This is a genomic window from Saccharococcus sp. Marseille-Q5394, assembly GCF_946901335.1.
Lineage (GTDB): Bacteria > Bacillota > Bacilli > Bacillales_A > Planococcaceae > Sporosarcina > Sporosarcina luteola_C.
Window position 1 is genome coordinate 762780 of record NZ_CAMPPQ010000002.1, and the last position, 12677, is coordinate 775456.

13 protein-coding genes are annotated in these 12677 nt (G+C 44.5%); all 13 read left to right on the top strand.

Going from position 1 to position 12677, the window contains the following annotated elements; translation table 11 throughout:
• The first annotated feature begins 7 nt into the window (after window positions 1-7).
• The 13 genes from OC538_RS14450 (at window position 8) to OC538_RS14510 (ending at window position 12658) form a co-directional block, all read left to right on the top strand.
• Window positions 8-280 carry a YciI family protein gene (locus OC538_RS14450; protein ID WP_262176758.1) on the top strand — a complete coding sequence of 91 codons (273 nt, stop codon included), beginning with the start codon at window positions 8-10 and terminating at the stop codon, window positions 278-280.
• 98 nt (window positions 281-378) lie between these two features.
• Window positions 379-1044, top strand: coding sequence for a cysteine hydrolase family protein (locus OC538_RS14455; protein ID WP_262176760.1), 666 nt, complete (start codon window positions 379-381; stop codon window positions 1042-1044).
• A gap of 47 nt (window positions 1045-1091) precedes the next feature.
• Window positions 1092-2537 (top strand): cytosine permease, encoded by a 1446-nt coding sequence (locus OC538_RS14460; protein WP_262176762.1) that lies wholly within the window; start codon window positions 1092-1094, stop codon window positions 2535-2537.
• A 54-nt stretch (window positions 2538-2591) separates the two neighbouring features.
• The gene (locus OC538_RS14465) at window positions 2592-3107 is read left to right on the top strand and encodes a flavin reductase family protein (RefSeq protein ID WP_251696167.1); all 516 of its coding nucleotides are present in this window, start codon (window positions 2592-2594) and stop codon (window positions 3105-3107) included.
• Window positions 3108-3775: 668 nt separating this feature from the next.
• Entirely contained in the window at window positions 3776-4489 is a 714-nt protein-coding gene (locus tag OC538_RS14470) for a DUF5058 family protein (RefSeq protein WP_251696169.1), read from the top strand.
• Between the two features lie 33 nt (window positions 4490-4522).
• Window positions 4523-5239, top strand: a complete 717-nt coding sequence (locus tag OC538_RS14475) for a small-conductance mechanosensitive channel (protein WP_262176769.1) — start codon at window positions 4523-4525, stop codon at window positions 5237-5239.
• Window positions 5240-5257: 18 nt separating this feature from the next.
• Entirely contained in the window at window positions 5258-6517 is a 1260-nt protein-coding gene (locus tag OC538_RS14480; protein WP_262177818.1) for a M20 family metallo-hydrolase, read from the top strand.
• 530 nt (window positions 6518-7047) lie between these two features.
• Window positions 7048-7707, top strand: coding sequence for a GntR family transcriptional regulator (locus OC538_RS14485; RefSeq protein WP_262176771.1), 660 nt, complete (start codon window positions 7048-7050; stop codon window positions 7705-7707).
• Between the two features lie 14 nt (window positions 7708-7721).
• Complete coding sequence (locus OC538_RS14490; RefSeq protein WP_262176774.1) at window positions 7722-8927, top strand: CaiB/BaiF CoA transferase family protein; 1206 nt, start codon at window positions 7722-7724, stop codon at window positions 8925-8927.
• Window positions 8928-9833 carry a hydroxymethylglutaryl-CoA lyase gene (locus OC538_RS14495; protein WP_262176776.1) on the top strand — a complete coding sequence of 302 codons (906 nt, stop codon included), beginning with the start codon at window positions 8928-8930 and terminating at the stop codon, window positions 9831-9833.
• Window positions 9833-10858, top strand: a complete 1026-nt coding sequence (locus OC538_RS14500; RefSeq protein ID WP_262176778.1) for a DctP family TRAP transporter solute-binding subunit — start codon at window positions 9833-9835, stop codon at window positions 10856-10858. Before OC538_RS14495 ends, OC538_RS14500 begins: the two co-directional genes overlap by 1 nt.
• Before the next feature lie 28 nt (window positions 10859-10886).
• The gene (locus OC538_RS14505; RefSeq protein ID WP_262176781.1) at window positions 10887-11384 is read left to right on the top strand and encodes a TRAP transporter small permease; all 498 of its coding nucleotides are present in this window, start codon (window positions 10887-10889) and stop codon (window positions 11382-11384) included.
• Window positions 11381-12658: a TRAP transporter large permease gene (locus OC538_RS14510; protein WP_262176783.1), complete on the top strand. Its 1278-nt coding sequence runs from the start codon at window positions 11381-11383 to the stop codon at window positions 12656-12658. Before OC538_RS14505 ends, OC538_RS14510 begins: the two co-directional genes overlap by 4 nt.
• Window positions 12659-12677 lie beyond the last annotated feature (19 nt).

A 12677-nucleotide genomic window follows, 5' to 3' on the forward strand; every position in this document is an offset into this window, starting at 1 on the left:
GGAGAAGATGACGTATTACGCGGCACTGTTGCACATGATCGATTCTGTGAAAAATAAAGAAATTCTCCCCCATCATATAGCCTATCTGGATAGATTGGATGAGCAAGGGAAGATCTTTGCAAGAGGCCCTTTTACCGATGGAACTGGCGGACTAGTCGTCTATATCGCTGATTCATACGAAGAAGCTTTGGAAATGGCAGAAGCGGATCCACACGTCGTTGAAAACGTACGCAGACTTGAACTGAAGGAATGGAAACCGATTGTAAGCCATACCGAATAGGTGGAAAAGTTTCAGAGTCATGAAGTTTTTCCAATCAAACCATGCATGGTACATGGTAGATTTACCTCGGGGAAATGATCTAGAAAGGAGGCTGGCGAATGAATGGAGAGAATACGGCACTACTCTTAATTGATCTCCAAAAAGAAGGTGGTACTTCAGATGTCGTTGGAATGGAAACGATCATTAAAAAAACAGCAAGTCTAATTGAGATATGCCGTCAAAAGAAAATCCCTATCATTTACACACGGCATTTAAATAGGGGAGATGCGATTGGACTTGGAAACAGGGAACCGTTGAACGAAAAAGGAGAGCCGCTCTACTACCATACCGGTACAGAGGCTATTGAAATAATGGAAGAAGTGAAGCCCGAACCCGGTGATATCATCGTTGATAAATACAGGTATAGCGGATTTCATGAATCCAGTTTGGATTTACTGTTAAAGGGTCTGAATGTAAAGCATTTACTTATTGGCGGCGTCCTCACGGATGTCTGTGTAATTTCGACGGCGATGGATGCTTACTATCGTGATTACCAGGTTAACTTGGTAAAGGATATATGCGGTACAACTACTGAAGGTTCACATATGGCGGCAACGCTAATGATGGCGAACTGGATTTATGACATACAAGTCTTTGATGCCAATCAACTTTGCAACAAACTATTGGGAGAAGAATATAGGGTCTGGGCATCTGAGGGACCTGATGAATTGCAATTTACACCGGAGACGCTACGAGATGCTTATGCGAAATTAACAGTTACCTAATCGCAAGAGCTTTTCGCAACGATTTTGAATACAAAGGGGGAGAATGATTGAAAACGGCGGAGAAAGTGGACGTGTCAAGCATTGGGGTAGATGTTACGGAGCAAGCGTACGGTGGTCAAGATGTCGTTACAGTAGAACATTACGCGACGGATGAAGTTCCGATGAGCCAAAGAAATATAGGTTTCTTTGACATGATAGCAATATGGGTTGGAGCGAACTCGAATAATGCATCCTGGTACGTTGGGGGAACGGTTGCTGGAATGGCATTTGCCGGAGCGATTACAGTCACATTAATTTCTAATCCGATCGCTTATCTCGTTCTGGCACTTGTTGGCTATATGGGTTTCAAAGTTGGAACTTCCACAATGGCATTAACAAGGCCGGCTTTTGGAATTAAGGGAAGTCTTTTGCCAACGGTGTTAAATACCATCGTTTTTTTAGGATGGGCGGTTGTTAATACGTTCATTGCCGTCATATCCATGAGTTTCATATTAAAAGGTTTATTTGGTTGGCCCGCTTATGGTGAGCCAGGTAGCGCGGGACCGATGATTCTGGGCATTGTCTTCATGAGCATTTTGAATTTAGCTGCCGTTTCATTGGGAAGGAATTCAATTAAAATTGTCGAAAGAATTGGAATCGTGTTAGTTCTGGCTTTAGGTATTTGGATTACGGTTGTCGTGTTGAAAACACATTCAATTGCAGACATCATGGCTTGGAAGGCACCGGCGGATGCGATTATGCCGGTTGGGAAAGCGATAGATATTATGGCTGCATTCAGCTTAGCTTGGGTTCTAGGTATTGCTGAGTTCACGAGGTATACAAGGTCCGCTAAAACAGCAACAGTTGCACCGCTTTTAGGGGCATGCCTTTCTCTCATGTGGTTTGCATTTATCGGCATAATCGCTACCATTGGTGCGGCGATTACGACAGGAACATTTAATCCGGATAATTCGGATCCAAGTTCAATTGTGACGAATCTTGGACTTGGTTGGTTTGCATTGGTGCTGATTGTTGTCGCATGTATTACAACAAATGTGGTGAATCTGATGGCCGCGGGAATTTCAATTACCAATGTAACGAAGAAAATCAAACCGCTTCATTCTATTTGGCTTGTAACGGTATTGGCGGGGTTTGCCATGCTCATTCCACTTTACTTGGCCAGTTTCTTATATACATTTATGGGCTTCTTAGAATACATCGGTATGGTATTGAGTGCATTGTTGGGAATTTTGGTTGCCGACTACTTCTTTGTCCAAAAGCGATCCTATGATGTTAAGGAATTTGAGAAAGTGGGCGGGAAATACTGGTATTCAAAAGGTGTCAATATAAGAGCTGTAGCTGTCTGGGCATTCGGGGTAGTCTTTTTCTTACTGGTCCGTGACTCTATATTATTGGGGAATTCTGTAGGTGCCGTATACCCAACCATTATTGTCACGGCAGTACTCTACAGCCTCGTATCTTTGCCGCGACGGAAGGTTGCAAATTTGTTGTAAGTAGATAGAACGGTAGCAGGAGATAGCATTTTACTTAAAAAGGAGAGATCAATCATGCAAAAAGCAGAAAAACAGGATTTATTCAAACAAATCATGGGGAATTACCCAACAGGGGTAACAATTGTGACAACAACGGATGAGGACGGAAAGCCTGTCGGGTTGACAGTTAATTCATTCGCCTCTGTCTCTTTAGATCCGCTTATGCTTCTATGGTCCATTGATCACCGTGTGTCGTCACTGAAAGCGTTCACAGAAGGTGGCAAATTTGCGGTCCACGTTCTGGCAGGTGAACAACAAGAGCTTTGTAAAACGTTTGCAAGTAAAGTTGAGGATCGATTTGCTGCGTGTGAGTGGAACCTTTCCGAAAACGGCTTGCCGATTATTGACGGTGCATTCGGAGTGTTTGAATGTAAAACGTTCAAAGCGATTGAGGCAGGCGATCATACCGTTTTGATTGGAGAAGTTACAGATATTCGTATTGATCAAGAGAAAGACCCGATGCTCTACCACCGAAGAGTGTTCGGACCGATTCCCGAAGAGTTTTACACGCCAAAACAACCTATCGCGTAAGTTACTACTAAAAGAAGCCCCAATCCTTCATTTAGAAGAGGTTGGGGCTTCTTATGATAATAAGTGAACGATGTAGACGTTGACGGGGCACGCAAAGGGATGCCTCATTTTGGCCATGTGGCAATGGATTGGATAGACATCTGTATTAAAAATAGGCAGCAGATACCCGAACAATTTCAAATTGTACAAGTGCCTGATTTACTTACTAATCTACATCCAGCACCAACCTATCGACAAAAAACGTCGGTCATGGGTCGGTGTTTTTTCATGGTGTGCAGAAGATCTGGACCGCAAAGGACTGTCACAAAATAACCAATATAGGCAACTCCCATTTAATACTTTCATTACGGAACGTAGGTTCTAATAACTAACTAAGTTCGTAAAATGGTTACATGTAATTAAAAAATTAATAATGTCCAAATATCCTTGCACCTAATTTGACACTGTTGTATAGTGTTAAGAATCAAAAGAATCAAATAATATTGTTTTTATATAGTAAGAGTTTAGATAAAAGAAAGGAGAGATACGATGCTAGATGAAATTTATCGGGGTAGGCGTCGTATATGGTGCACACATCTGTAAGGCTTTTTATAGGAACTGTTTTTGAATATCTATCAGATTAAATAATATTTTGGTTGCATCTGACAATCTAGGAAGGAGAGTTTTAAATGCCGGGAAATGTAATGAATATCGCTAGCAGCAATATCGTCTGGATCGTTGCTTTCTTCGTAATGGGTGTCGTGATTTTTCAAGCAATCATGTTCATGAACATTGCTAAAAAAGCTGCCCCTGATGCAGGATTAACGCCTACGGAGGTCTCAAGAGCGATAAGGACAGGTTTTATTAGCTCACTTGGCCCTTCATTTGGGATTGCCATTGTTATCGTTTCGTTAATCGCACTCCTTGGTCCACCTATAACAATGATGCGAATCGGAATTATCGGATCCGCGGCAACAGAAACGGCGGCTGCTCATATCGGCGCGAAGGCTTTCGGCGTTGAGCTAGGGGGCGCTGGATTTAATGAAAAAGCGTTTGCGACAGTCGTTTGGACGATGTGTTTAGGTGGGATGGGCTGGCTTCTCGTCACATTTCTTTTCACAAAATCCCTTGGAAAAGCTGAGAAAGCAATCCGTAGGAAAAACCCAAAAGCGGTGGCAAGTATTTCCTTGGCGGCAATGCTTGGTGCATTCGGATATTTAGCAAGCGAACAAATGCTTAAAGGGTTGGGCTTTTTCTTCGCAGGAATCGCCTCACTCGGAATTATGATTGTCTGTATGTCAATTGCCGAAAAGAAAAATATAAGTTGGCTGCGAGAATGGTCACTTGGAATTTCAATGGTTTGTGGAATGATTGTCGGAACGATGGTCATTGCACTTACCTAGAAAATTACTTTGTATAGTTAAGGAGGAATGAAAATGAGCATGAGTCAAGAGGTTGTTCGTACAGCTTCCAAAGCAAAATCCGTGCCTGCTAGCAGTTCAATGACGAGGTTTCATGAACAGTCCCACTTTTGGGGTCGCTTAACTATTTTATTAGTAATGATTGCTTCAGTAGGATTACCGATGTACTTGTCGTTCGTACTCGGTGCCCACCCGGGATGGGGAGCGATTTTTGCCGGACTCCTAGGTTATGCAGCGTTTATCGGGGTGTTATGGATTGTTGAACCTGTAACGTACTTCCCGATTCTCGGGATCGGCGGAACGTATATCGCCTTTTTATCGGGAAATATTGCGAATCTATGTGTCCCTTGTTCATCAGCTGCCCAAAAAGCTGTCGGTGCTGAACTTGGAACGCAAAAAGCTGAAATAGCTGGCGTACTCGGAATTGCCCTTGCTTCTTTAACGAATACGATCGTCATTATTTTAACTGTTTTGGGCGGAACATTTATCGTCAATTTAATCCCTGAATCAATCCAAGCGTCATTTGTATTCGTCCTGCCTGCTATTTTTGGTGCAGTGTTAGGTCAATTTGCCTTTAGTAAGCCTAAATACGGCGTCATGGCGGTACTACTCGGGATTGGGGTCTTTTTCTCGCCAATCCCATCATTAATTAAAATTGCTTCTTGTGTTGCGATTTCAATCGCTGTCATTTATAACGTGGAAAAAGCGAAGGATAAGAAGGCTAACGGGTAAGGGGGAAAAAGATAAATGGTGAATACGAGTCTACAAAAACTAACAATCAACCATAAACGATTACAAGAACATATTGATCAGCTCGCTGAGATTGGAAAGTTTGGTGAAACTGGCGTATGTCGATTGGCTTTGTCAAAGGAATATAAAGAAGGAATTGAACTTGTGAAGCGGTGGATGGAACGAGCCGGCTTACAAACGAGAGTCGATGACTTCGGGAATTTAATTGGCCGACTGGAAGGAAAAAATCCGGATGCGCCCATTTTGATGCTTGGCTCACACATTGACTCACAGCCTTCCGGTGGACGATTTGACGGTCCGATCGGTGTGCTGGGCGGATTGGAAGTTGTCCAAACGATGCAGGAAAACAATATACAGTCTGAAATGCCAATCGAAATTATGGCGTTTTGCGATGAAGAGGGCTTCCGTTTTAATAAAGGGTTATTCGGATCCAGGGGGATTACCGGTCAATTAGATGAAGGCGAACTTGAACGTTCGGATAAGGACGGGGTAACAAGACGTGAAGCGTTACGTGAGTTTGGGGCTGATCCTGATAAGCTCACTGCTTCAGAATATCCAAAAGGATCGATTGATACGTATATTGAATTGCATATTGAACAAGGCCCTGTGTTAGAGGAAGCAAATGCTCCCGTAGGAATCGTTATAGGAATCTCGGGGCCTCTCTGGCTAACCGTAGAACTGACTGGGTCCGCGGGCCATGCCGGTACCGTTCCAATGAAGTTGCGAAAAGACGCATTAGTTGGTGCAGCTGAAATAATTTCCGGATTGAAAGGTATCGTAACGCAAGATCAAGATGCCCCGACTGTCGGCACAGTTGGCAACTTAACCATATATCCGAACGCGAGAGCAATTGTGCCGGACAGGGTGATCTTTACGATCGATTTACGAGATAGTAACTTGGACAGACGCAATCGATATGAAACACAATTGCGTGATTACATTGATAAAACCGCCCAAGAAAATGGTCTGAAGTATACGATATACGAAGATACGAATATCTCTCCAGAGCCATGCAGTGAGCATATTGTAGACGTTATGCGTGAAGAGAGTAAAGCGATGGGTCTGGAAGTCGTTCCGGAACTAACGAGCGGGGCGTTCCACGATGCGCTCTCCATGGCACAAGACTGTAAAATTGCAATGATTTTTGTACGATCTAAAGATGGCATCAGTCATGATCCAGCGGAATTTTCAACCTATGAAGATATTGCTGCCGGGACTGAGTTATTGTATAAAACAACGGTTAGACTAGCGACTACATAAAAGAAAAAATGGCACATTATCTCGGCAACCTGTTTGACTCAGGGAAATCCGAAATAATGTGCTTTCTTTGTTTACTTCAAAGTTGCATCGGTACGTGAAATCATTTTTCCAAACTGAGATACCTTTTGAGAGGAAACTTGCTGCTATTATAGTCAATCCACTTTTCCAACTCTCGTTGAACAGCCCTGTTTTGCCATTCAAACCATACCTCTGAACATTCACCGCAATGGCTTTCCACTCCACTATTATTATGGGAATCTCTGTAGGTGAAAAAGGTGGTTTTGCGACAGATATAGCAAAATACTTTTTTATCCTCATAATATTTATGTGCCAAGAGAATCAACTCCTCAACTTTTACACCCATTCTTTCCAGTTCTACTATATTTCATACGAAAACAGAAAGTGGGGCTTGTATTTGTTCGTTGTGACAGACTATTTATTATATAGAAATATAATTGACAAATTGAAAACATTGTTCTATTCTGACTTTAGTATACCGTATACTGTCGACGAGAATTGAGGTGGACAAAATGTCGCAGTTCGTAGTGAAGAAAACGACTTTGAAGGAACAAGTCTATGACTATTTGAAAAACGGAATCATCATGGGGGAAATTGCTCCGGGCGAGCGGCTGATCGAAGAGAAAATCTCTGAGACGTTGAAAGTGAGCCGCAGCCCGATTCGTGAAGCTGTCAGGATGCTAGAGAAGGACGGATTGTTGGATGTGCATGCAACTGGTGGAGTGACTGTGGCCAATCCATCGACGGAGGATTATCGGAACCTTTACGAAATAAGGGTGGAAATGGAATCGCTCGCAGCTTATTATGCTGCGCAACGCAGAAGCCGGGACGAGATTATATTAATGGAATCCTATGTAGAAACCATGAGAAAAGAAGCCGATGCCAACAATCTGAAAGGGTTGCTGGAAGTAAATTTCAAGTTTCACGAATCGATTGTCTATGCTAGTCGAAATCCATTCCTCGAAACGATGACACTGCAATTACGGGGGGTGAACAGCTTTTACAGAAAGGCGATTTTGGAAAAGAATCCAGGATATGCGCAAGAAGCACACGATGATCACGAAAAAATCTATCAGGCGATTGTTGAACAGGACCAGAATAAAGCTAGGGAATTAATGAGGCAGCATATCGAACATGATTATCAATCATTCATGATAATGGCCGCTAAGTAGGGGGGAATCCAACCATGTTAAACAAACGAAAGCCTCTTGAAGGCGTGAAAATATTGGAACTGGGCAATTTGGTCGCAGCACCGTATGCAGGTAAGCTTTTTGCGGAATTCGGAGCAGAAGTGATTAAAGTGGAGGAACCTACAAATGGTGATCCTTTACGGAACTGGCGGGTGATGCACGGGGATACGTCCGTATGGTGGTACGTCCAGAGCCGGAACAAGAAATCGGTTACCATCAATCTTCGAGAACCTGAAGGGCAGGAAATCGTAAGGTCATTAATTGGCAAGGTAGATGTTGTTCTTGAAAATTTCAAGCCGGGCACATTGGAGAGATGGGGGCTGGGCTATGAAGAGCTTCAGAAGGTAAATCCATCGATTATCCTCACCCGCATATCGGGATATGGACAAACGGGTCCCTATAAGGAAAAGCCCGGTTTCGGAAGTGTTGCGGAAGCGATCGGTGGTCTACGTTTTTTGACAGGCTATCCGGATCGTCCGCCAGTCCGTGCAGGCATTGCGATCGGTGATATGATTGCAGGCTTATATGCGGTAATCGGAACATTGATGGCACTTCGTGCACGGGATGAGGATCCGGAAAAGAAAGGGCAGGTCGTTGACGTCGCGCTCTACGAAGCGGTGTTCAGCCTGCTGGAAGGCATTCTTCCGGAGTATGATTTAACAGGACTCGTAAGGGAGCGGACGGGAAGCACGTTACCGGGCATAGCTCCTTCGAACACATACAAATGTGCTGATGGAAAGCATATTGTCATTGGCGGAAATGGAGATCGCATTTTCCAGCGTCTCATGACAGCGATCGGCAGGGAGGATTTGGCGAATGATCCGCTATATGCGACGAACCAAGATCGTGCGGATCATGCGGACTTCATAGATGGCGTGATAGAGGACTGGACGTTGCAGCACTCCATGGATGAAGTTCGGCGGATCTTGGATGAAGCGTCGGTTCCGGTTGGTCCGATTTACGGCATCAATGACATCGTGAATGATGAACATTATCAGGCGCGCGATATGCTGAAGGAAATCGTATTGGAGGACGGAGTGAAGATGACCGTTCCCGGGATTGTGCCGAAGCTATCGGGGACACCGGGTGATATCGATTGGATCGGCCCGGTTCTGGGAGCCCACAATGAAGAGGTCTATTCGGATCTCCTCGGCCTGTCGGAAGACGAGTTCCAGCGTCTGAAAGAGAAAGGGGTCATTTGAATGGATGGCGTTACGATCATTGACGTCAGCCCCCGCGATGGTTTGCAAAACGAGCCGAAACCGGTAGATGTGGAGCAGAAATTTCAACTAGTAAACAAACTGATTGCTGCCGGGATTTACAAAGTGGAAGTAACCTCCTTCGTCCATCCGGCGAAAGTACCCCAAATGGCTGATGCAAACGAATTGCTCCAAGCTCTTTCCGATAAGGAAAATCTCGAAGCGATTGCATTGATTCCTAATCTGAAAGGGTATGAACGGGCAAGGGAACATCGTTTATCCGAAGTGAATTGGATCAGTGCAGCTACTGAAACTTTCAATGAAAAGAACATCGGGATGTCGATCGAGGAGAATATGTCGCAGTTCCTCAGGGTTTTGGAGGAAGCGAAAAAAGACGGCATTAAGACTTGCTTTTCAGTCGCTGTCAGCTTCGGCTGTCCGTATGAAGGAGCGGTGGATGAAGAGGACGTGCTGCAAATTGTCCGCCGTGTCAAAGAGGCCGGTGTCGATCGGATTGGAATTGCGGATACGATCGGAATTGCAACACCCGATCACGTCGACAGTCTGATGAAGAAGGTGCTCGCCATTGCAGGCGACACGCCAGTAGCTATTCATTTGCATGACACGCGGGGACTTGGGTTGACGAATGCATATGAGGCTTACAAGGCAGGCGTGAGAATTTTTGAAACGTCCGCAAGTGGCATCGGCGGCTGTCCATTTGCGCCGGGCGCCGCGGGTAATTTGGCAACAGAGGATCTCGTTTATTTATTCGAAAGGATGAATATATCAACAGGGGTCGATCTTCAAAAACTGTTGGGTGCCGCTGATTATGCGGCAAGTCTATCTACAAAAAATCCATTGGGACGGATCCGCCACGTGGAAAAACAAAGGGAAAAGGGGAATGAGTGATGAAAAAATGGCTGTTAGGTTTGTTTGTATCAATTCTTGGGGTGGTTGTGTTGTCCGCCTGCAACAACGAAAAAACGGATGATAAGGCTACTGCTGATAGCGGGGACGGCTATGAGGCAACGACAATCCGTCTTGCCTACAACTTGCCTCAAGATCATCATATCTCGGTTGGTATCGAAGAATTCGCGAAAAAAGTTACCGAAAAATCCGATGGCAAAGTGAAAGTGCAAGTGTATCCGGCGGGACAATTACTAAGCGATAAGGACATGAACCAGTCGATTCTTTCAGGTGGTGTTGAAATGGGTGTGAACTCTTCCACTCTATGGGCGTCCACTGTTCCGGCAATGGGGATTTTCGATGTTCCTTATGTATTCAATGATTATTCAGCAGTAGGAGAAGCGGTAAATGGTGAATTCGGCGATAAACTTCGTGGTGCAATGGAAGAAAAGGGTGCGAAAGTTCTGATGTTCGCTGACTATGGATATGTTCAATTTGCCAATAACAAGCGCCCGTTAAAATCTCCTGAAGACTTCAAAGGATTGAAAATCAGAAGTATCGGAGATTTGCCTTCCGAATTAATTCAAGCATATGGGGCTTCACCTGTTTTCATGGGTGGGGGGGAAGTATACATGGCCCTTCAACGTGACACAGTGGATGGGGCAACATCAGGTACGACAGCGATGCTTCAACGTAAATATGATGAAGTTACGAAATACTTGACGATTAATAACTATGCCTATCTTGAATTCCTTTTGGCTGTCAATAAAGACTACTGGGATGGCCTTCCAGAGAAGACTCAAGACCTTCTAACAGAAGTGGCCGCTGAAACGGAAACGTGGATCCGTGAGCAAGCCGAAAAAGAAGATAGTGACTCTGCTAAAGCACTTGAAGAAAATGGAATGGAAGTTTACGTCGTACCTGAAGACGAGTTGGACGTATGGAAAGACGCGGCTGCACCGGTGCGTGACGTATTCGTGAAAAATGCCGGAGACCTAGGGAAAGAACTTTTAGACTTGGTAGACTGAAATAACTAGATTTGAGGGGGGAACCGCTTTGAAAAAGGTCTATACTGTTATGGATCTGCTCATCAGATGGGGCGCTTACATTGCGGGTGTGCTTATTTTGATCACGACCGTTATGACATTCTATGAAGTTGTGTCAAGATCGTTTTTCCATAAACCGACTTCGTGGGCGACTGAGCTATCCATCTATGCGATCATTGGCAGCTGTTTCTTAGGTAGCGCCTATGCGGTTCGGACCTATTCGCATATTACTGTCGATTTATTGATTAATAATGTTAATGATCGAATTAAAACCTTACTGGCATACCTGACGAATTCTCTCGGATTGGTGTTCAGTATCATCTTTACACTTTACAGTTACTTGCATGTCATCAAGACATTCAACTTGGGAGTCACATCCGCATCACTGTTGAGGATTCCAATGTATATTCCGGAATCCCTCCTCGTGATCGGGGGCGTTCTTCTATGCATCGCCTTCATACTACAGATTATAGATGGCGGCATCCATAAGGGAGGGGAACACCTATGAATTTATTTTTTACGGGTGGATTGGGAATTCTTCTCCTCATCGGACTGCCTGTCGCCTTTACGCTCAGTTTGCTCGCGGTTGCAGGGATGTATTTCTTTAACGGAGGTACATTCGCCTTCATGCAGATTCCGATTATATCGTACAAGTCATTGGATGATTTCTCGCTGACTGCCTTGCCGATGTATGTATTGATGAGCCAAGTGCTTGTTGTGAGTGGTGTCGGACGGGACTTGTATGAAATGGCCAGCAGATGGTTCAGGCATTTCCCTGGCGGACTTGCGATTGCGACATTGTTCTGCTGTACCGTATTCTCAGCGATTTCAGGATCCAGTGTTGCAACGGCTGTTACGGTCGGTTCTGTCGCACTGCCTGAAATGGTGAGAAGGGGTTACAACAAACGTCATGTGTTAGGGCTATTGGCTGCGGGTGGAACACTTGGCATCTTAATTCCTCCAAGTATTCCGATGATCATTTATGGTTCAGTGACAGGAGAGTCTGTTGGTAAGCTTTTCATTGCTGGAATCATACCTGGTGCAATTCTGACAATCGCGTTCATGATTTTCTCGGCGTATCAAACTCGCCATATTAAAGACATACCGGCGACTTGGGGCGAGAGAATGGAGGCATCTCGCAAGGCGATTTGGGGATTGCTGCTGCCAATCATTATCATCGGCGGGATCTACACTGGTATTTTCACACCGACGGAAGCAGCTGCTGTCGGCGTTGTACTCAGCTTTGTCATCGCAATTTTCGTCTATAAGAACATCAATTTGACTTCGATGAAGGAAATTCTAGTTTCTACTGTCAAAACGAATGCAATGATCCTATTCATCATCATCGGTGCAATGCTATTGGGCTATATCCTGACAATCCTTCAGATTCCACAGGGAATCGTCAACTATGCGACATCCCAAGATATTTCACCATGGATCATTTTCATCTTGATCAATATCGTGCTTTTGATTCTCGGTATGTTCTTGGAAACTGTTTCGATTCTCGTCATCACGTTGCCAATCCTTTATCCGATCATCATGGCGCTCGGTTTCGACCCGATCTGGTTCGCCATTATCATGGTCATCAACATGGAGTTGGCTCTCATCTCACCGCCGGTCGGACTGAACCTGTTCGTATTGAAAGGGTTGAACAAAGAAAACACCATCAGTGAAATCGTGAAAGGCGTTATCCCGTATGCCGTCATCATGCTTGTCTTCATGGTTATTCTTTCGATCTTCCCTGAAATCGCAACGGTGTTGATCCATAAAGATATTAAATGAGTAAAGCCCACGAGGAAAA

Coding starts and splice junctions, on each gene's coding strand:
- OC538_RS14495 (WP_262176776.1), top strand. CDS start 8,928: ATGGATGGCGTTACGATCATTGACGTCAGCCCCCGCGATGGTTTGCAA.
- OC538_RS14475 (WP_262176769.1), top strand. CDS start 4,523: ATGAGCATGAGTCAAGAGGTTGTTCGTACAGCTTCCAAAGCAAAATCC.
- OC538_RS14500 (WP_262176778.1), top strand. CDS start 9,833: ATGAAAAAATGGCTGTTAGGTTTGTTTGTATCAATTCTTGGGGTGGTT.
- OC538_RS14490 (WP_262176774.1), top strand. CDS start 7,722: ATGTTAAACAAACGAAAGCCTCTTGAAGGCGTGAAAATATTGGAACTG.
- OC538_RS14510 (WP_262176783.1), top strand. CDS start 11,381: ATGAATTTATTTTTTACGGGTGGATTGGGAATTCTTCTCCTCATCGGA.
- OC538_RS14455 (WP_262176760.1), top strand. CDS start 379: ATGAATGGAGAGAATACGGCACTACTCTTAATTGATCTCCAAAAAGAA.
- OC538_RS14485 (WP_262176771.1), top strand. CDS start 7,048: ATGTCGCAGTTCGTAGTGAAGAAAACGACTTTGAAGGAACAAGTCTAT.
- OC538_RS14450 (WP_262176758.1), top strand. CDS start 8: ATGACGTATTACGCGGCACTGTTGCACATGATCGATTCTGTGAAAAAT.
- OC538_RS14470 (WP_251696169.1), top strand. CDS start 3,776: ATGCCGGGAAATGTAATGAATATCGCTAGCAGCAATATCGTCTGGATC.
- OC538_RS14465 (WP_251696167.1), top strand. CDS start 2,592: ATGCAAAAAGCAGAAAAACAGGATTTATTCAAACAAATCATGGGGAAT.